Annotated in this window: 40 protein-coding genes; 22 read left to right on the top strand and 18 right to left on the bottom strand. The window is 62.9% G+C overall.

Annotated features, from left to right (window positions below; all coding sequences use genetic code 11):
- Positions 1-342: 342 nt before the first annotated feature.
- From HALXA_RS20700 to HALXA_RS22335, 8 genes are all read left to right on the top strand, one after another.
- Entirely contained in the window at positions 343-654 is a 312-nt protein-coding gene (locus HALXA_RS20700) for a hypothetical protein (RefSeq protein WP_013876049.1), read from the top strand.
- Between the two features lie 117 nt (positions 655-771).
- A complete protein-coding gene (locus tag HALXA_RS20695) occupies positions 772-1,212 on the top strand; it encodes a hypothetical protein (protein WP_245550166.1) in 441 nt (146 codons plus the stop codon).
- A complete protein-coding gene (locus HALXA_RS20690) occupies positions 1,205-1,585 on the top strand; it encodes a DUF4326 domain-containing protein (RefSeq protein ID WP_013876047.1) in 381 nt (126 codons plus the stop codon). The genes HALXA_RS20695 and HALXA_RS20690 overlap by 8 nt, the downstream gene beginning before the upstream one ends.
- Positions 1,582-2,103: a DUF1643 domain-containing protein gene (locus HALXA_RS20685; RefSeq protein WP_013876046.1), complete on the top strand. Its 522-nt coding sequence runs from the start codon at positions 1,582-1,584 to the stop codon at positions 2,101-2,103. The genes HALXA_RS20690 and HALXA_RS20685 overlap by 4 nt, the downstream gene beginning before the upstream one ends.
- Positions 2,100-2,339: a hypothetical protein gene (locus HALXA_RS20680; protein ID WP_013876045.1), complete on the top strand. Its 240-nt coding sequence runs from the start codon at positions 2,100-2,102 to the stop codon at positions 2,337-2,339. Before HALXA_RS20685 ends, HALXA_RS20680 begins: the two co-directional genes overlap by 4 nt.
- On the top strand, positions 2,336-3,142 hold the full coding sequence (locus HALXA_RS20675) for a hypothetical protein (protein WP_013876044.1): 807 nt from the start codon (positions 2,336-2,338) through the stop codon (positions 3,140-3,142). The genes HALXA_RS20680 and HALXA_RS20675 overlap by 4 nt, the downstream gene beginning before the upstream one ends.
- The gene (locus tag HALXA_RS20670; protein ID WP_013876043.1) at positions 3,139-3,429 is read left to right on the top strand and encodes a hypothetical protein; all 291 of its coding nucleotides are present in this window, start codon (positions 3,139-3,141) and stop codon (positions 3,427-3,429) included. The genes HALXA_RS20675 and HALXA_RS20670 overlap by 4 nt, the downstream gene beginning before the upstream one ends.
- A complete protein-coding gene (locus HALXA_RS22335) occupies positions 3,426-3,572 on the top strand; it encodes a hypothetical protein (RefSeq protein ID WP_013876042.1) in 147 nt (48 codons plus the stop codon). The genes HALXA_RS20670 and HALXA_RS22335 overlap by 4 nt, the downstream gene beginning before the upstream one ends.
- 9 nt (positions 3,573-3,581) lie before the next feature.
- Here the strand turns inward: HALXA_RS22335 and HALXA_RS22330 are convergent, their stop codons facing one another.
- The 4 genes from HALXA_RS22330 to HALXA_RS20655 are packed head-to-tail and all read right to left on the bottom strand — an operon-like array spanning position 3,582 to position 5,200.
- Positions 3,582-3,758: a hypothetical protein gene (locus HALXA_RS22330; protein WP_013876041.1), complete on the bottom strand. Its 177-nt coding sequence runs from the start codon at positions 3,756-3,758 to the stop codon at positions 3,582-3,584.
- Between the two features lie 39 nt (positions 3,759-3,797).
- Entirely contained in the window at positions 3,798-4,145 is a 348-nt protein-coding gene (locus tag HALXA_RS20665) for a hypothetical protein (protein ID WP_013876040.1), read from the bottom strand.
- 59 nt (positions 4,146-4,204) lie between these two features.
- Positions 4,205-4,486 (bottom strand): hypothetical protein, encoded by a 282-nt coding sequence (locus HALXA_RS20660; protein WP_013876039.1) that lies wholly within the window; start codon positions 4,484-4,486, stop codon positions 4,205-4,207.
- A 54-nt stretch (positions 4,487-4,540) separates the two neighbouring features.
- A complete protein-coding gene (locus HALXA_RS20655; RefSeq protein ID WP_013876038.1) occupies positions 4,541-5,200 on the bottom strand; it encodes a ribonuclease H-like domain-containing protein in 660 nt (219 codons plus the stop codon).
- 210 nt (positions 5,201-5,410) lie between these two features.
- On the opposite strand from HALXA_RS20655, the gene HALXA_RS20650 reads away from it, so the two are divergent.
- From HALXA_RS20650 to HALXA_RS20595, 14 genes are all read left to right on the top strand, one after another.
- Complete coding sequence (locus HALXA_RS20650; protein WP_013876037.1) at positions 5,411-5,710, top strand: hypothetical protein; 300 nt, start codon at positions 5,411-5,413, stop codon at positions 5,708-5,710.
- Positions 5,700-5,915, top strand: a complete 216-nt coding sequence (locus tag HALXA_RS20645) for a hypothetical protein (protein ID WP_013876036.1) — start codon at positions 5,700-5,702, stop codon at positions 5,913-5,915. The genes HALXA_RS20650 and HALXA_RS20645 overlap by 11 nt, the downstream gene beginning before the upstream one ends.
- The gene (locus HALXA_RS20640; RefSeq protein ID WP_013876035.1) at positions 5,905-6,345 is read left to right on the top strand and encodes a nucleotidyltransferase domain-containing protein; all 441 of its coding nucleotides are present in this window, start codon (positions 5,905-5,907) and stop codon (positions 6,343-6,345) included. Before HALXA_RS20645 ends, HALXA_RS20640 begins: the two co-directional genes overlap by 11 nt.
- The gene (locus tag HALXA_RS20635) at positions 6,338-6,754 is read left to right on the top strand and encodes a hypothetical protein (RefSeq protein WP_013876034.1); all 417 of its coding nucleotides are present in this window, start codon (positions 6,338-6,340) and stop codon (positions 6,752-6,754) included. Before HALXA_RS20640 ends, HALXA_RS20635 begins: the two co-directional genes overlap by 8 nt.
- Positions 6,744-7,025, top strand: coding sequence for a hypothetical protein (locus HALXA_RS20630; RefSeq protein ID WP_148263733.1), 282 nt, complete (start codon positions 6,744-6,746; stop codon positions 7,023-7,025). Before HALXA_RS20635 ends, HALXA_RS20630 begins: the two co-directional genes overlap by 11 nt.
- The gene (locus HALXA_RS21470) at positions 7,015-7,260 is read left to right on the top strand and encodes a hypothetical protein (RefSeq protein WP_013876032.1); all 246 of its coding nucleotides are present in this window, start codon (positions 7,015-7,017) and stop codon (positions 7,258-7,260) included. Before HALXA_RS20630 ends, HALXA_RS21470 begins: the two co-directional genes overlap by 11 nt.
- On the top strand, positions 7,257-7,493 hold the full coding sequence (locus HALXA_RS20625; protein ID WP_013876031.1) for a hypothetical protein: 237 nt from the start codon (positions 7,257-7,259) through the stop codon (positions 7,491-7,493). The genes HALXA_RS21470 and HALXA_RS20625 overlap by 4 nt, the downstream gene beginning before the upstream one ends.
- Positions 7,494-7,495: 2 nt before the next feature.
- Complete coding sequence (locus HALXA_RS20620) at positions 7,496-7,774, top strand: hypothetical protein (RefSeq protein ID WP_013876030.1); 279 nt, start codon at positions 7,496-7,498, stop codon at positions 7,772-7,774.
- Between the two features lie 250 nt (positions 7,775-8,024).
- Positions 8,025-8,255: a ribbon-helix-helix domain-containing protein gene (locus HALXA_RS20615; RefSeq protein ID WP_013876029.1), complete on the top strand. Its 231-nt coding sequence runs from the start codon at positions 8,025-8,027 to the stop codon at positions 8,253-8,255.
- On the top strand, positions 8,248-8,454 hold the full coding sequence (locus HALXA_RS20610) for a hypothetical protein (protein ID WP_013876028.1): 207 nt from the start codon (positions 8,248-8,250) through the stop codon (positions 8,452-8,454). The genes HALXA_RS20615 and HALXA_RS20610 overlap by 8 nt, the downstream gene beginning before the upstream one ends.
- A complete protein-coding gene (locus tag HALXA_RS20605) occupies positions 8,444-8,713 on the top strand; it encodes a hypothetical protein (RefSeq protein ID WP_013876027.1) in 270 nt (89 codons plus the stop codon). The genes HALXA_RS20610 and HALXA_RS20605 overlap by 11 nt, the downstream gene beginning before the upstream one ends.
- Positions 8,706-8,876 (top strand): hypothetical protein, encoded by a 171-nt coding sequence (locus HALXA_RS22325; protein WP_013876026.1) that lies wholly within the window; start codon positions 8,706-8,708, stop codon positions 8,874-8,876. The genes HALXA_RS20605 and HALXA_RS22325 overlap by 8 nt, the downstream gene beginning before the upstream one ends.
- Positions 8,873-9,472 (top strand): hypothetical protein, encoded by a 600-nt coding sequence (locus tag HALXA_RS20600; protein ID WP_013876025.1) that lies wholly within the window; start codon positions 8,873-8,875, stop codon positions 9,470-9,472. The genes HALXA_RS22325 and HALXA_RS20600 overlap by 4 nt, the downstream gene beginning before the upstream one ends.
- Positions 9,465-10,454, top strand: a complete 990-nt coding sequence (locus HALXA_RS20595; protein ID WP_013876024.1) for a hypothetical protein — start codon at positions 9,465-9,467, stop codon at positions 10,452-10,454. The genes HALXA_RS20600 and HALXA_RS20595 overlap by 8 nt, the downstream gene beginning before the upstream one ends.
- Before the next feature lie 174 nt (positions 10,455-10,628).
- Here HALXA_RS20595 and HALXA_RS20590 read toward each other — a convergent pair whose 3' ends face one another.
- The 14 genes from HALXA_RS20590 to HALXA_RS20535 all read right to left on the bottom strand — a co-directional run bounded on the left by HALXA_RS20590 (position 10,629) and on the right by HALXA_RS20535 (position 16,506).
- Positions 10,629-11,075 carry a hypothetical protein gene (locus HALXA_RS20590; RefSeq protein WP_013876023.1) on the bottom strand — a complete coding sequence of 149 codons (447 nt, stop codon included), beginning with the start codon at positions 11,073-11,075 and terminating at the stop codon, positions 10,629-10,631.
- Between the two features lie 3 nt (positions 11,076-11,078).
- Positions 11,079-11,918: a ParA family protein gene (locus HALXA_RS20585; protein ID WP_013876022.1), complete on the bottom strand. Its 840-nt coding sequence runs from the start codon at positions 11,916-11,918 to the stop codon at positions 11,079-11,081.
- Positions 11,919-12,310: 392 nt separating this feature from the next.
- Positions 12,311-12,445, bottom strand: coding sequence for a hypothetical protein (locus tag HALXA_RS22740; RefSeq protein ID WP_280985422.1), 135 nt, complete (start codon positions 12,443-12,445; stop codon positions 12,311-12,313).
- Entirely contained in the window at positions 12,438-12,863 is a 426-nt protein-coding gene (locus HALXA_RS20580) for a hypothetical protein (protein ID WP_013876020.1), read from the bottom strand. Before HALXA_RS20580 ends, HALXA_RS22740 begins: the two co-directional genes overlap by 8 nt.
- Complete coding sequence (locus HALXA_RS20575; RefSeq protein WP_013876019.1) at positions 12,853-13,377, bottom strand: hypothetical protein; 525 nt, start codon at positions 13,375-13,377, stop codon at positions 12,853-12,855. The genes HALXA_RS20580 and HALXA_RS20575 overlap by 11 nt, the downstream gene beginning before the upstream one ends.
- Positions 13,374-13,661 (bottom strand): hypothetical protein, encoded by a 288-nt coding sequence (locus tag HALXA_RS20570; RefSeq protein WP_013876018.1) that lies wholly within the window; start codon positions 13,659-13,661, stop codon positions 13,374-13,376. The genes HALXA_RS20575 and HALXA_RS20570 overlap by 4 nt, the downstream gene beginning before the upstream one ends.
- Positions 13,651-13,866, bottom strand: a complete 216-nt coding sequence (locus HALXA_RS20565; protein ID WP_013876017.1) for a hypothetical protein — start codon at positions 13,864-13,866, stop codon at positions 13,651-13,653. Before HALXA_RS20565 ends, HALXA_RS20570 begins: the two co-directional genes overlap by 11 nt.
- Positions 13,859-14,104, bottom strand: coding sequence for a hypothetical protein (locus tag HALXA_RS20560; protein WP_013876016.1), 246 nt, complete (start codon positions 14,102-14,104; stop codon positions 13,859-13,861). Before HALXA_RS20560 ends, HALXA_RS20565 begins: the two co-directional genes overlap by 8 nt.
- Complete coding sequence (locus tag HALXA_RS20555; protein ID WP_013876015.1) at positions 14,105-14,806, bottom strand: hypothetical protein; 702 nt, start codon at positions 14,804-14,806, stop codon at positions 14,105-14,107.
- On the bottom strand, positions 14,803-14,958 hold the full coding sequence (locus HALXA_RS22320; RefSeq protein ID WP_013876014.1) for a hypothetical protein: 156 nt from the start codon (positions 14,956-14,958) through the stop codon (positions 14,803-14,805). Before HALXA_RS22320 ends, HALXA_RS20555 begins: the two co-directional genes overlap by 4 nt.
- Positions 14,955-15,467 (bottom strand): hypothetical protein, encoded by a 513-nt coding sequence (locus HALXA_RS20550; protein ID WP_013876013.1) that lies wholly within the window; start codon positions 15,465-15,467, stop codon positions 14,955-14,957. Before HALXA_RS20550 ends, HALXA_RS22320 begins: the two co-directional genes overlap by 4 nt.
- Positions 15,468-15,923 (bottom strand): hypothetical protein, encoded by a 456-nt coding sequence (locus tag HALXA_RS20545; protein WP_013876012.1) that lies wholly within the window; start codon positions 15,921-15,923, stop codon positions 15,468-15,470.
- Entirely contained in the window at positions 15,920-16,189 is a 270-nt protein-coding gene (locus HALXA_RS20540) for a hypothetical protein (protein WP_013876011.1), read from the bottom strand. Before HALXA_RS20540 ends, HALXA_RS20545 begins: the two co-directional genes overlap by 4 nt.
- Positions 16,189-16,506: a helix-turn-helix transcriptional regulator gene (locus HALXA_RS20535; RefSeq protein ID WP_013876010.1), complete on the bottom strand. Its 318-nt coding sequence runs from the start codon at positions 16,504-16,506 to the stop codon at positions 16,189-16,191. Before HALXA_RS20535 ends, HALXA_RS20540 begins: the two co-directional genes overlap by 1 nt.
- Positions 16,507-16,562: the final 56 nt, after the last annotated feature.

Here is a 16,562-nt window from a genome sequence, read left to right as displayed (position 1 = left end):
CCTGAGTTGGCATTGGGGAACACCGAGTACCTCTCTGGCACTCAACCGTAACTTAGCTACGGTATATCATAAAACTACCGACTCAGCGACGTAGCCACTCGAGAATGTGGAAATCGGCGGCGTCGAAGTACCCGGTGTTCCCCAACAACGAGTATATGTGGTGACGCCGCCGCCCAAACGTCGGCGACCGATCGGGATAAAGCCCGCGTTGACAGTCGGCAGATTGAAAAGGTCACTCGAGGGCCACAATTCGACCGCCGTCTCGCGATTATCCCGGTAGCTTTATTATGTATCGTAACGTGGTTACGATTGGGTGCCACGGTGGTACCCGGTGTTCCCCAGATGAGTTTCGGAAAACCGTCGAACCTGTCCGCAGAGGAGTACAGTGAGAAAATCGAAACGCTCGTCGCGCTGAAAGCGAAACTCGCGTCGCTACAGTGTGTCGAATCGATGGACGTCAACCACGACGAGAACGGCCGGATTCGCGGCCGCGTCTCGCTTCGCCACTCCGAATCGTTCCTCGAGTTTAATGACGTGCTCGGCGACTTCCCGATTGAAGTCGTCGGCATCTACTCGGAGGACCGCGCGGAGACCGGCGCCGACGGCGGCCTTCGCGAAGCGGTCGAAGTCCGTGTGTTGATCCTCGAGCAGTAACGCAACGAGCGGGATTCTTTTTTCGCGGTCGTGACTGTCAGTCAACGGTAGTTATTTGTACCCCTTCGTAGCTATGTTACGGTAGGGCGAAAGCCCGGTGTTCCCCGAATGCACGCAATGGCCGCAACAGAGCTACCAGCACGATTCGAATGTATCGCACACCAACCGGCTCGGTACGAGGACGGGTCCGTCAGCGTCTCGGTGAAACGGGCGCTCGAGGCGCTCGGCCAGCTCGGCGTCGCGCAATCAATCGACTTCGCCGAGACCGAGGAGAACTTCCTCGCCGGCGAGTTGGTCGCGACCGAACTCGACGGGCGATCGAACCCGATGGGTCGGAAGATCAAGAACCCCGGCAACGACTACCGGGTCATGATCCCACCGTCGGAGTACGACTACCTCGGGATCGACGTCGACGAGGTCCGCGAGGGCGAGGTCCTACTCGACGTGTGGATCTGCACCGACCCGGACGTCGACGAGTCGGTGATTGCGATTAGTCCGCGCATCCGTCAGACCTGGACGCTCGACCTCGAGCCGTTGCTCGGTGGGACCGATGAGTAACGACGGCGTCCAGGCGACGCTGACCGGCGACGTCGAAACGAAACTCGTCAACGTCACGCGCTACGGCCGCTCGGGCGTCCGCATGATCGGGCGCTCGAGCAAGTACGGCAATCCGTTCAAAATGGAAAAGGACGGCGGCGAGTACACCCGCGAGAGCTGCGTTGAAGCCTTCCGCGAGTGGTGGTACGCCGACGAGCAGGCCGATCTTCGCGAGCAGGCCCGCGAGGAACTCCGCGGGGAGACGCTGGGGTGTTACTGTCTCGGCGAAGGCGATCGGTACGACGGCGACGAACCGATCACCGCCGTCGACGGCGAGCCGGCGGTCTGTCACGGGGAAGTGATTCTCGAATACCTGAACGGTGAGAACGAATGAGCGACACACCACTCCGAGACAATCGCCGCGACGCCGTCCTGAGCGACTGTGGCGAGTACCGCTACCGACTCTCGAGGACGTGGAACGCTTCGAAGCCGACCGTCGCGTTCGTGATGCTCAATCCAAGCACCGCGGACGACGTCGACGACGATCCAACGATTCGGCGCTGCCGCGGCTTCGCCGAAGACTGGGGATACGGGTCAATCGTGGTCGCAAACCTGTTCGCGATGCGGAGCTCCGAACCCGAGGCGTTGCACGACCATCCCGATCCCGTCGGCCCCGAGAACGACGACCACCTTCGGGCTGTCTGTGAGGAAGCCGAACAGGTCGTCGCCGCGTGGGGTGCTAAGGGATCGTTCAAGGATCGCGCGCTCGAGGTTGCCGCCCTGCTCGAGGATGAGTTGTACGCCCTCGAGACGACCAAGGCCGGCCACCCGTCGCACCCACTGTATCTGCCGAGTGGGTTGGAACCCGAACCGTGGGACAGTAGCGTGCTCGAGGACGGTGATTCGGAATGAGCGACGAAACCGAATGGGAGAGTTCAGTGATGCACGTCCAGTTCAGTACCACCGACGGGACGTTCATTACCGGAAGCCACCTCGCGATCGACGTTCCCGCGCAAGAGGCCGTCGTCGGGGAGGCGTTCTTTGACGACGATTATCACGGTACCTGCCGATTTGGACTCAGTGAGATCGAAGACCTTCGCGTCGACGGTGACGTAGAGATCTGGAACGCGGAGCGTGATGGCGAATGACCGACAGCGAAAAAGAAATCGACGTCCAACCGATCGATGAGGAAACGCTGGGGGACCGCGTCGAACACGCCAGACGGATGCTCGAGGAACACGGCGAAGATGCGCTTTCGTTCGACGAGCTGCAAGAGCATATCACCAAAGACGAGAACCCCGAAACAGCCGAAGATCTCGCGGACGAACTACAGGAGATCGCCCTGCGAACGACCGACGACGGCCGCGTGGAGTGTAAGGTGACGAACGTCGAACCGGGCGCTGTAAGCGACCGGATCAAGCTCACGGTCGCATTGCCGACGCGAGATACCGTGTCGTTCCAACTCGAGAAGCCCGTGCCGTGGTCCGAGGACTTTCTGTTCGCTCGCATCGTCGAAGACTGTGGCTACTCCGCAGGCGATATCCACCGGCTCGAGGACGAAACGGTGTACCTCGAGCGAGTCGGGACCACTCCCAAAGCGGAAATGCGGGCGGCAGCACGAGACGCACTTAGCCAATACCGACGCGAATGGCACAGCGGACGGGTCGTACCGCCGGGCGAAGAACTCGGCCAGCGGTCGAATGGGTGGAAACTCGTCGATCCGGACCCGCCGGCCACACAGCAGGCATGGCTCGAGCGAGAGATTATACGATTCCGCAACCGACCCACTGAGACGGTCGCCAGTGGGAGTGCGTTCGTGTTCGTACTTGCGTCGGCGATTGCCTATTGGCTGCCGATTAGCTTCGGTTGGGCACTGGTTGGTGTGTTTTGTGCGGTGCTACTCGGGGCAGGCGCGGCGATACGGTGGGTTGAGACCCGTGGTTCTGCATGACCGACGACGAATCGTTCCAAGACGTCTTCGCCCGCGGGCTCGTCTTCGGCGCGGGGATCTTCATCGGTTTCGCGCTGCTCTACGGCCTGGTACTCGGCGGGACCACGGCGGTCGACGCCTACGGCGAGCAGTGTTCGCCCGAGCACACCGTCGAAGTCCACTACACCGACGGGAATACCTCGGACCCGATGGTCTACCTCCCCGACGGCGGCAAGTGGGAATCGCCGTGGTACTGTCTTGGCGGTGACGACTACGAACAGTGGAACGGGACGGGTGAGCGCGAATGACCGATCCGCTTGTCAAAACGCTCCTGTGCGTCTTCGGCCTCACCGCCCCGTTCATCTTCTACGAGCTCGCGAGTTTTGAATACGCAATCCTCGGCTCGCTCGGCGTACTGGTTGCATCGCAGGTCGATCGGGCGCTCGAGTAACGACGAGGACTACTTTTCGAGACCGCGCGTCAGTTCAACCAGCGACAGCTCGTGTGCGGCAGCGCGGTCGGCCGCGAGCCGATACGCCCGGTCGGCCCGATCGGGGGCGACGTCCCGCCGGTCCATGCTGTACTCGAGCAGCGCCTGGATGACGAGACGGTCGTCGGTGAGTGGTCGCGACGGCATACCGTCGGTGGCCGCGGCTTCCCTAATAAAGAGTAGGCGTTAGAGATAATCGACGCCAGAACCACTCGAACCGGATGATTTGAGTTTCCAGTTTCCGCGTGCTGTTTGTTCAAGGTAATCCAGTTCCACCAGCGCATTTAGGAGCGATTCGAGGTCCGTGCTTTCGACGCTCCGGAGGTCGTCATACACCTCGTTATGAATCTCGTTCGTCTGTAGTCCCTCATCACCACCCTTCGGTGTGGTTTCGTTGATCGTCTCGAGAACAGTCGAAATATCGTAGAACAGCGGTAGCAGGCCGACATGACCCTTCCGGTCTATGTCGAACGCAAACAGTCGTGCCCGCTCATCGATATCGAACGATACGTTGCCGTTGTTTGATCCGCTCATACAGGGTACATGTAGGTGGCCCTGAATAAGAGTTGACTAACCAGAGTGAAAGTGAAAAGCTACGCTTTGTCCTCGAGCCACCCATCGAGCACGTCCAGCGCATCCTTCGCGACGATAAGATGGTCGTAGTCGGGCGGCTGAAACCGACCGACGGTCTCGCGTTTGACCGTCACGTAGTAGTGAGGTTCATCGAGCGCGACCGACGAGCCGGTGACGGCACACGCGGTCGTGGCCTCGCGGTTCGTGAATCGGCGAGAGACGTTCGTAACCTCCCACTCCTCGCCGTGGGTCGGCGGCGATTGCCCACGGAACTGTGAGGATCGGGCGTCAGATTCAGACATATAACGGCGTATGAACGGGTGAGTGATAGGCGCGTCGGCAGCTACTGGCCTAACTTAGAACGACGCTCGCGTACCGAGGTACTCCGGTTCGAACTCGAGGCCGGCGTCGCCGTGGTAGATCGCCAGATTCGCTTCGAGGTCCGTCACGAGGTAGTGGTCGATCACTTCCCGTAGCGTCTCGGCACGGTCGCGATCGCCGTCGGCGAGGGCTGCGAGATACGCCGGCCCGAGTTCCTCGCCGAAGCGCGTATTCGTCACCGGCTGGCCGCCCCACTCGGTAACGGGCTCGTCGAATCCGTAGCTGGCGAGACACTCCTCGAGTTTCGGCCACTTCTTGCCGGTCCGGTCACAGACGGCCTTCCGGTCGGCGAAGACGTCGATGTGGGGATCGAGGTCGGCAGCGGCGACGACGTTGTCCGCACCGAGGCGGTACAGTCGGTCCGAGAGAAAGTCCAGATCGAAGTCGATGCCGTTGTACGAGACCAGGGCGTCGGCGCCGCAGTCCTCGACGAACTCGAGCGCATCGGCGATCGTCTCCGCCTCATCGTCGGCGCCGTCGCGATGGAACGGTTCGTAGGTCAGCTCGTCGGTCGTGCGATCGTGGACGGCGACGCCGACCGAGACGGTTTCGCCTTCGGCGGGCTTGTAGTGAGTCGTTTCGATGTCGAACGTTGCGAGCGTGTCGTAGCCGGGATCGTCGCGGTCGTATTGCATACGCTACCTGTTGGTCGATGTGAGTATTTAAATTGCCGGCACCACAGCGGAAGTGAAAACCCGAGGCGTCCGATTCGCCCGTCTTCGAACCGCTCGAGCCCCGACGAGCGCAAACTGTCGGAATAACACTTATCCGTTGGATTTCCGAATAATACAGATAGGATTCGGGCGACTCGTACCCACGAGCCCGCCGGAATCGGAGCCATAGAGATGAGCCAAACACAACGAACGCAACAGGCGAACAGGCGGCGAGCGAGCACCGAGCCGGGACCGCTGGCGCTGGTCAGCGACGACACCGTCCTCCGGTGTCACGACGAGCGGACCGGCTGGCAGTGGTTCTACGATATCGACGGCGGCGAGCCGCGGCGGTATCACGAGGCCGAGGACTACCAGGGCGTGGCGGTGCCGGAGACGATCGTCGCCGAGACGCTGGCGCTTGGAAACGTCGAGTGGTACAGCGTGAGTCGGACGTATCTCGAGGTCTACGCGGGTGATTCCGATGGGGAGTGACGCCGAATCGGCAGACGGGATTGAGCATCCCGACTACGACGGTATCATGTCGGCAGACACTGACGAAGGCGACGAGGTTTGGGTCCATACAGGCCAGACACTCGGCGAAGTAGAAGGCGAGACTATCGACGAGTACGCTAAAATCCGTGTTGTCGATACACGAACCGTCCGATCACGAGACACGGAGGAGAACAATGTCGAGTAAAGCCAAGCAACGGCCACGTTCTCTCGGCGTTGACGACCTCCGTGACGAGCATCGGATATTCGTCCGAGAGAAGATCGAGGAAACGCTGAACGAGTTCTTCGTCCCGCTCGAGCCGAACCTCTCGGTTGAGGCGGTTTACGTCGCAGGAAGTTTTGCGGACGGCGAGGCGCGGCGGCTCGTCTCGGACCTCGACGTCCGCGTGATCGTCTCCGGCGACGTGCAACCCGCGAATGCCAAACAGATGAATACGACGCTCAAAAACGAAGTGACGGGACAACTCCCGACCGGCCGGGCATTCGGTTACGTCGATCCGCAGGTCTACCCGACGCGAGCCGACGCCGCCGACGTCGACGATCTACCGCTCTTGGACCCTCGAGCCGATCAGCAACTGCATCTGGATACTGACCAGCGAGGTGTCTTCGATGAGTAGCGAGCCCGACCGCCCGAAGCGACGAACCAAGACGGCTCCGAACGGCGATACGATCCACGAGGCCGGCGACTGCCGATTCGTCGCGTCCCCGTCGGGGACGGTCCACGAGCGGGCCGAGTGCGACCACTCCGAGTACGACTACGCGTACCACCCGAAGTGCGGCCAGCGGCTTCCGTCCGGGTCGTTGTGGTCGGCGATCGACGCCGCAACGCCCGCCGAGGCCGTGTTGAAGTACAACCTCGCACCGTGCGGGAAGTGTATCGAGGACTCGTACCGACTCGGAAACTACCGGAGTGCGATTTACAGCGCGCTCGCGTACTCGTCTGCCGACGACGTCCCTGACGACGTGCTCCGGCGTGCGGATCTCGAGCAGTACATCGAGGACGGAGGTGCGACCGATGGGGAGTAACGACCGCCGACGCCACTCGGTGACCCACCGGCTTCGGATGCGACTCGCGTGGTGGGTCGCCCCATTCGCGGCGAAGACCGGCCTCGAGCAGCGCCTTCGGCTGATCGAAATGGACGCCCGGGAGATTCAAGCGAGCGCCGTCACGCCGAGTCAACCCGACGAGTCCGCGAAAGGGATCGAACGGCGCGTCAACGCGATTCAAGACGAGTTCGGCCTCGAGCGCAAGTACGAGCCGGCCGACGGCCAGCGAGGTGTCACCGATGGGGAGTGACGACGATCGCCGCTGTACGACCTGTGGCAAGTCCGTCGCCGACCTGCCGTATGAGTACTGGGCGTTCAAGACCTGCCGATCCTGTGCGGCGGATGCGAGCCCGGATCGGTGGGGCGACGGCCGAAGCGTCGGCGTCGGCACCTACCGGAAGTGGCGCTATTTCCCCCGATGGCACATGACCCGGCATCCGGATCTCCCTGAACACGTCCGCGCCCGCCACGGAGGGGTAGCATGAGCAAGTCCGTCGCGAAAGCCGACGGCGTGTATCGCGCGACCTGCGAGGCCTGCGCGTGGACACTCGAGCGCGCGCTCGACGCCGGCAGCGAGACGGTCACGCCGGAGGACAACCAGGACATCGTCGAACGCGTGGCCGCGAACCACGCCCATCGCTGTCCCGCGAGTGGTGAGGAGTGGACGGACACGGTCGCCGTCGACGTGACGATGGATCTACGCGGAGGTGCGGAGTAGTCATGTCCTCGAGCGACGAGACGCGCGAGACGTTCCGCTACTGGTCGGAAGCGATCGACGCCGCGGTACAGAGCGAGCGGCACACGGTCGAGTTGGTCCCCGACGGCAACGGCGGGATACAGGTCGCGATCGACGGCACGGCAGTCTTCGACGGCATGGCCTACCCGCGCGAGCAGTTCAACATCGCCGCCGGGAGCTACGACTACGAACGCTATCTCACCGACGACGGCCTCGAGACAGTCCGCGAGGTCTACGCGACGGTGAACGGGGGTGACGAGTAGTGTCCTCAGAGTCAGATCCTGCGCCACCGGCCCGAACCGCCCCCTACGACGATAGTGGTGAGTGGGGTGGTGCACGGTGTCCTGAATGTACGTACTACACGTGGGTCGATGCTCAAGCGGGTGCGACGGGGAAGCCACATTTCTGTGCGGCGTGTGGCGCACAACTCGTACCAGACGATGTACTCGAGATTCGTGGCCGGACGCCGGAGCAACTCAGAGACGCGGTTGATACCGGAGGTGACGACTAACGATGGCCGCGAGCGACCGCCCGACCGCACCCGTGACGACCGATCGGGACCGCGAGACGACTGGCGAGACGATGGACCGGGTATCCTTTCGCGTGCCCGACCGGCAACTCGAAGACCTCGATGCGCTGGTTGATCGGGGCCGGTACCCGAATCGATCGGAGGCGATCCGCGCGGCCGTGCGACAGCTCGTCGGCGAGTCTTCTGCGGCACCGCGGGGTGAGGATCGTGAGTGACGACCACACAACCGTCGACCTCGAGATAGACGTCCGCGACGCACAGGATCTGTCCGTGTTGGCCTACCAGGAGATTGCCGACGGCGTCGCCGAGGCGGTCGGCGAGCCCGATCGGGCCGGTGAGTTTCCCGAGTCCGTGCGGGTCCAAGGGACGCTCGAGGTCGTCCCCCAGTCCGAGGTGAGCGACGATGGGGAGTGACGACCCGCTCCATGATCGGACCGGCACGGCCTTCGCGCTTGGCGTCGTCGGGTCGGCCTTCGGTGGGTCGGCCGTCGGCGCGGCGCTTGCCGAGATTGGATTCTACGACGTCTCGCACCCGGTTGCGACCGCCGTTGTCGGCGGTGTATCGATCGTCGCCGTGGCGCTGCTGGCCGGGTGGTATCTCCCGTCAGCAGAGACGGTCGCCCGGCAGTGGGAGGAACAACAGACGCTCGAGGACGGTGATTCGGATGGCTAACCCGGAGGACTATTTCGTTGAGTCCGAGGCCTCGAGAGAGGGCTACCTGTGGAAGTATTACGACCGCAAGGGCCGCCCGCGGCTGACGTATAACCCGAATACCGTCGAGTTCCTGCACGAGACGTTCGGACACAAATATACGATTGTCAGTGATTTCGAATGACAGACCGATCAAACACCAAGTACGGCGACCAGATAGCAGACCACGAGTGGACCGAAGACGGCCCCGACGACGACCCGGACGAACACGAGCGCACGTCGATCGACGGCCACGAGATCGACGTGATATACACGACCGATCCGGGCGAAACGGGCCGCTACGGGCGCGAGAAGTACACCGCGACGGTCTCCTACGACGATGAGACCGGCGAGCCCCATATCCTGTATGTCGTGAAACACCGCTGGAAGGGCAACTACTGGCGGGACGTGACCGACCTCGATTGGCGCGACGTTCCTGAACCCGTCCGCGAGCAGGTCGCCGCCACACTGCCGGTCGACGGTCCCGATGCGCTGGATTCGGGCGTCCGGTTGATTGAGGAAGGCGGCGAGAGTCGGTGGGAGAAATACCACAAGCCCCGCGTCGAATCGACGAGCGCCGGGGAGATGTGGGGCGGCAGTTCACTGAAAGAAGGGCTCAAGCGCGTCGAAGCCGCGGCCGAACAGTTCAACGACGGGAGCGACGCCGAAGCGCGAGCGGAGGATCTGGCCGACGACATTCGAGACGCAATCCGCGAGGTTCGGGGGAAAGACGATGACTGACCCGAAGCCCATCCGCCGGCTCGAGGAGACCGGCGACGGCCTGCGAGTCGTCGTCAAGCGCGTTCGCGAACTATACGGAGTCTGCCCTGACGGTCGGCAGAACGTGCTCACCCGCGAGTATCCCGACTTCTTTACCAACACGGTCCCGAAGAAAGGCGGCCCCGAGCGCGTCCGGATCGGGACGGCCACACACATCGGCGACTGTGAGGGGTGGCAGATCCACGGCGCGAACGCGATCTACGCCGAGGTGCCGATCGAGGAGCGCCCGCTGTCGGCCGCCGAACAGGCGTGGGTTGGCGACGGCCTCGTGAATCGCAACGCCGAGTCAGTCGTCGAGTTCACGATTCCCCATCCCGAAGACCTGCGGGCGGCGATCGTCGACCAGGACCTCGAGCGGTTCGACTGTCTCGAGGCAGTGGTGCCGGACCACGAGCGCCGACACGCGATCGTCACCGACCTGCAAGAGCGGCTTGCCACCGAGAACGTACGGGCGAATCAGTTGCATCCGCGGAAGGGGATTCTGACCGACGTCGACCCCGAGTGGCGCCCCGACGATGCGCACAACGAGGGGAAGACTCGCGAGCACCTGTACGACATGGCGAAGATGCGCAACGACGCGCATCTCTGCGATTTCGAGTCGATCGTCGGCTACAACTACGCCGCGTTTCGGAACGCCCGCTATCGCGTCCTCGGGAAACACGAACCAGATCTCGATCCATACGAGCTGTGTGCGCTGGACGTCGCCGGCTATCCCGAGTGGACCTACTGTCGCGAGTGTGGTGCGGTCGGGCCACCTGCAGCGTTCCTGCAGGTCGACCTCGAGCGCGTTGATCGGACCCGGCGCGTCTGCGATCGGTGTGCCAACCTTAACGCTGGGTCGGAGCACTGCAAGACCTACACGCCGGAGAACGTCGCTGCCGCGCGTGATGAGCGAGCGCAGCGCGAGGGCGGCCAGCGGAATCTGGCCGGCGAGTACGAATAGCTGTTTTCAGGCTGAATCGGGAGTGCGTTTCGCGTGTTCTACCTCCGAGACTACGCCCTTATGCAGTATACCGTTGACCGTATACAGTTTACAGTATACAGTGCATGGTATATTATACACCGTATCCAGTGCCCAATATCTAGTAATCAGAACGCAGAGAACAGCGACCCGGAATCAGAATCCGGATTTCTCGACCTGTTCGGCCCGTTCCTGTGCCTTTGCCTTCTCGTAGGCGGCGAGTCCATCGGCACCGGCCTCGAGTAGTTCCTCGTCAAGATCCGCGATCGCGTAGCGGACCAAGTGGCGAAATACGCCGGCCTGCGAGTCCTCGGGGTCCTCATCGAGTTCGGCCGCGACCAGTTCTCCAAGCGCCTCGAGTCGGTCGGCCTCATCGAGTCCGATGAACAGCGCCGAAAGATTCCGGTCGCGTGTCGCGACGTGTTCGTTTTTCTCGCCGTCGTCGATCGCCCGGAAGGCATCGGCGACCGCGTCCTCGAGTGACTGCTCGTCATCGTCGTCGCCGTCGTTGCCGTCACTGTCGCCGACCGCTTCGGCCTTGTGGAGTTCGTTTTCCTGTGCGCCTTGGAGTAGTGCCTCTGCTTCCTGTTCGTCGTTGCTCATAGCTTATCGTGCCTCGAGTTGCGGGAGTAGGTCGTCGGTGAGCTCACGATACGCGTCGCGAGCACGCACGCCCGTCTTGAGGAGTTCGTCATCCTCGAGTGCAAAGACCGTTCGGCCGTTGCCCTGTTCGCGACCGATATCTGCCGTCTTCTGGATGCGCGGGCCGACGATCTCGGGATAGGTGTCTTCGACCTCATCGGCAAAGGCGAGGTGTTCGGGCTCGCCGCGGTTGATCGTCGTCGGAACGACCATCGTCAGTTCCGGGTTGACGTCGTCGTGGGTCTCCGTGATTTCGATGAGGTCCTCCTCGAGATTCTTGAGCTGGTTCAGTTCGAACTGGCCGGGACTAAGCGGTGCGAGTGTGTGTTGGGCAGCGAACAGCCCGTTCAGCACGATGTTGTTCTCGTTGCCCGGCAGGTCCATCACGACGAGGTCGTAGCGGGGCGCCAGATCCTTGCTCACGAAATCGTCCAGCGCCTGGAACCGCTCGTCGAGCGGGACGTTCGCGAGGTTGTTGTTCGCGCCACTGAGGCCGGGATCGGCCGGGATCAGGTCCGGCCCTTCGCCGGTTTCGAAGACCATCCGATCGACGACGTTGTCGATATTCTCGCGGATGAAATCCCACTTGTCCCCGAAGACCGCCGAGATCGCGGCGTCCAAGTCTTCGACTTCGTCCTCGAGCCCGAAGTGCGTCGCGAGGTCGTTCTGTGTGCCCGCCAGATCGATCAGCACGACGTCAAGGTCGTGGTCCTGTGCGGCGCTGACCGCGAAGTGCGCGCTCGAGGTCGTCTTGCCGACGCCGCCCTTCTGGACGTAGGTCGCGAGGCGTTTGATTTCACTCATCGTCGATCACCGCAACCGGTTGTATCTCGTTTACCATTGTCCGTATACAGTAAACAGTATACCGTACACTTATAAATTATCCTGACAACCGGATACGGAATCACTGGTACCGGGACAGAACGGACGTCACCCGCTACGGCCCCGCAGGGTGGCAACGCAGCGGCCCCACGACGGCCGGCGGCACGGCGTCCGTCCGAACGGTGCGCGGGGATCGGCAAGCGCCTTTCGGTGCCACACACCGGGTGTCCAGTGAAACCCGCGGGCCAAGATTGATACCGGCGGCCGTGGGACAGTCGCGTGTCCCGCCTGCTCGAGCGGGACGTCAGACTGGTCACTCGGGGAGTGTATCCGCACCTGCACCCACCTCCCTTCGTCGGTTTTTGAAAAGAGCGCTAGTCGCCGTAGTACTGCCATCGGAGCCACTCGCCGTAGCACTCCGGACAGAAGGCTTCGCCGGACGGGCCGACGCGGTGGATGTTCTCGAGAGAAACAGCGCCGCCACAGTAGCCTTGGCAGAATCTACGCATCGTCATCCTCCCGAATCTCGAGGTCGTCGAATCGGTCTTTCAACGCCGGGACGTCGTTGGCGCGAAACTCGTACTCGCGGCCGTTCACGCGAATCGTGACGGTATTGGGCGCGGCGGCGTCGAAATCGGTGACATCGTCGGTGCCGTCGCCGGACAGCGTGGTCGTGGATCGCCACCACTCGTAGCCGATCACCAGCGTGCTCAGACAGCCGATCGCGAGGACGCCAAGCCCCATGACGAACACCGAATCATACAGTGTCGCGTAGATGTCCTGGTACTGCGACCCGTCAGCGGCCGACGGCGGGATCGAGAACCACCAGAGGAGGAGCAGCAAGCTACCGAGAACGACGAACGGAACGCTCGTAAAGCGCGTGATTGGGGGCACCCGCTCGAGCGCGGACAGGGCGTCACTCGGCATCGTCGTCGCACACCTCCTTGCAGCCCGCCTCGAGTTCCTGAGCGTGGAAGCGAAGCCCCTCCTCGATATGATACAGGTGTGCGTCCGGGTGTGGCCGCCGGGCCGCGAGCTCGTCAGCCTCGCCACGCATGACGCTCCCGGCGTCTCGGAGCAGCGACGTCAGCCGATCCGCGGGCGTTAGGGCGCCGGGGGCTGTGGCCAGCGGAGTGTCGCTTAGGGGGACGAACTGCATGGTCTGTGGCTGATCCTCGCGAGCGGCGTCAGCGAGTATCCCGTAGGCCTGGTGTTCGTCGTACGCGCCGACGTCGGTCGTCTCCCACTCGCCGTCGTCGTTGTTGTTCTGCACGCAGCCGTACCAGCGCCCGTCGATCCACGCGAGATATTCGACGGACCACCAGTACTCGCGGGCCACGCGGGCGACCAATTGCGGGTCGCTCGAGGTCCGAAGGCGCTCGGCCTGCGATTCGATTTCGGGCGCCCGCTCGAGGTAGTCCGATTTGGTGACGCGTTTCATGCGCGAACCAACTCCGAAATGTCCGTCTCGTTGGCGGCGATCGCCTCGGCGCGGCTCTCCGAGATCCGTGGTTCGAACGCCCAGGTGTCGGCCGACTCGTTGCAGTCGGGACAGTCAGGCACCGCACAGCCCTTCCAGAACTGTCCGAGTACCATCGGCGTCCCACAGCCGGGACAGTCAACGATGAACTTCGATCCGTCGGTCGCATGGTCGCGGGCGTTCAACGCCTCATATTCCTGTTCGCGCTCGGCGTAGTGGGTCTCGATATCGGCGTCAGTGAGCATCGTAGTCCTCCGTGAACTCGAGGAGTGGCTTGTCGTTCTCGAGTTGCCATTCAATCTGTTCAACGATATTCGGCGCGTTCGATGTCCGGATCGTAATCGACACGCGACCGTCTTCTGCGAGGTCGGCGACGATCTCCTCGGCGACTGCCGGCGGAACAGTAACCGGGATATCCACCTGATAGTCGTCTGCATCCGAGTTACTCATCGGCGATCACCTGCTCGCCGTTGTTCTTGGCTTCGACCGCGTTCGCGAAGTTGGCGATCGCCTCCGCTGGGGAAAAGCCGCGCGCCTCGAGCGAGGCGTCAGGCTGGGTCGCGACGCACTCGCCGTCGTCTTCGAAGACGGAAATGGTGTAGTGCTCGGCGGCGTCGCTGAACTCGCGGTCGGCCTGTTCGTCGACGTGTGCGAACTGTTCGGGGTCTTTGTAGCTGGATTCGGGCATCTACACGTCCACCCCCGAGAGGTCGTACGCGGTCTCGCCACAGTCCTCGCACTCGCGGTCAACGCGAAGTTCGACCGTCGGCCCGTCGCTGCCGTCGTCGGGCTCGTAGACTACGCCCTCCTCGATAGTGTCGGGGTCGTTGGCCCGCGAGTACGTGCGCGTCTCGCCGTCGGTCTCGACGGTGATCGGCCCGGGATCGTCGCCGTACTCGACGTGGACCGCAATCGAGGGTTCGAACGGGTGATCCTTGGCGGTGATTTCGGTTTCGCTGACCACGGCCCGCGACGAGAGTCGGTCGCCGTCGACGTAGACGTTCACGCCGCCGTCGCCGTCGTAGGGGATATGCGGGCTGTTGACCGCGAGCCACTGGTCGCCCGCGTCGCGGGCGGTCTCGAGAATCGCCTCAACCGTCGCGTCGGGAAGCGTCTGGTAGCGGTCCGATTCCATGCGCTCGAGTTTCAGACGCTGGCTGATGGTCTCGAGTTCGCAGCCGTGGTCGCCGATGTAACACCGCGGGTGGACGACCGACCACGTCCGGTCCATGTAGTCGCGCTTGCTGATCTCCCAGCCGTCTTTCTGCCGGAGCACGACCGGGCGCTCCCGGTCGGCATCGTAGTACATCTGTGCGGCGTCCGGCCCGCCGAGTTGGTTGATCGCCGTGCGTCGCTTCGATTCGGTCTCGGTGGATTCGGTTGTGCTCATTGTTTGATGACCTTCGCTTTTTGCACGTCGTCTTTGCCTTCAACGAGGTTCTTGATCGCCTCTGCTTGCCGTTTGGTCTCCATGCCGGGGCCGGTGAACGTCGTACCGCCGACATTGATCTGGACGTTCCACTGGTAGCCGCTCGTGTTCATGCGTCCCTCCGTACTGGCCGCTCGATAAGTCGATTCGCGACCGCGGCGCCGACGACTTGGGCGGCGCGATCGGGGCCGATGCCTGTGGCCTGTTGCAGCGCCTCGGGGTCGTGCAGCGGGACATCGGCCGGGTCCTCGAAGTGCTCGAGCAGGCATTCGATCGTGTACTCGGTCGGGTTCTTGCGCGGGTGGCTGCTCGTAAGCCCGACGCGGCTGCCCTTCCGGGTGGCCGCCTGTAGCATCCAGAGGTCGTGTTCGTTGACCTCGCGGTCGGAATCGATCGGATCGGGATAGTCCCACGGCTCGGCATCGAAGCCATCGACCTGCTCGAAGTCTTCCGGGCCGAAGCCCCGCGTTTGATCCGCGAGCACCTCGCGGGCCTGCTCGGCGTTCAGCGCCGGGATCGACGAGATACCGCCGGCCGGGTGTCGGAAGTAGTAACGCTGCGAGCCCTCTTTGGCCGCGAGCATCACGCCCGCTTCCGGCGGGTACGTGCGGTCGGTGGACATCTACGCCGGCACCTCCGCGTCCGATTCGGTACGAATGTCGACCGTCTCGACGTGGTACACGTCGTCGTAGAAGGCGTCCGGGTCGTCGGCCTTTTTCCACTCGAGGGTCGGTTCCCGGTCGTAGCCCTCCGCGTCGTCGTCGCGTTCCCACCGGAGCGTTCGGGACGGACTGTCGATCGATTCGGTGACGAGCTGTCCGTCGCCGACTTCGGCGATCGGCCCCATGAGCGTTGCCGGGCCGTCACCGCTGATTACGATGCCGTCGCCGGGCTCGAGCGTCTCGAGCAGGTCGATGTACTCGTTGACCTGTCGCGGGTCCGGGCGCCACCCGTGGCCGTGGCCGTTCGTACACCGGGTTTCCGGCGGGTAGCCGGCGTAGCAGTAGACCTCGCCGCATTTCTTGCACAACCAGTCGATGTGCGGATAGCCGTAGTCGTCGCTGGTCGCGAGGATCATGCTGGCACCTCCGAATCGTCGGCGTCCTCCGCGGGACCGAGCAGTTCGAACCCGCCGCACTGGTCGCCGAACCGATCGGCCGTGAACCGAACGCGAACCTCGGTGCCTTCGCCGTACTCGCGAGCGGCGCGATCGACGGCCTGCTGGAGATAGTCGCCGTTCTCGGTTTCGGTCAGCCACTCGGAGGCGCACGGCAGACTCGCGGAGTAGCCGTACTCGGTCGGCGTGATGGTCCCTTCGACGGGGAACGGCGTATCGATCGACATTACGCGCTCACCCCCTCGAGCCGCTCGGATTCCCACGCGCGACGATTCGCAAGCACCGATTCGCCTCTCGCCGTCAGATCGTATTCGTTCGTGCGCTTGTCGCGCTGGCCTTTCGTAATGAGTCCACTGTCGACCAACGTGTCGAGATTCGGATACAGTCGCCCGTGGTTGATCTCACCCTCGTAGTAGTCTTCGAGCGTTCCCTTGACTGTCGTGCCTTTCGCCGGCCCAACGGACGCGATGACGAACAGCAAATCGCGCTGGAATGCGGTCAGTTCTGGGGCCGTCTGTCGTGGCGTCATATCAGCCTGCGCCATACTTCATATTTCTGTAGTATACTGTATAAACGTTCCCCCGACAGTCGGATTAGAAG

Source organism: Halopiger xanaduensis SH-6, from assembly GCF_000217715.1.
Lineage (GTDB): Archaea > Halobacteriota > Halobacteria > Halobacteriales > Natrialbaceae > Halopiger > Halopiger xanaduensis.
Note: the sequence above shows the minus strand (reverse complement) of the source record. Positions and strands in the feature narration are given on the sequence as shown.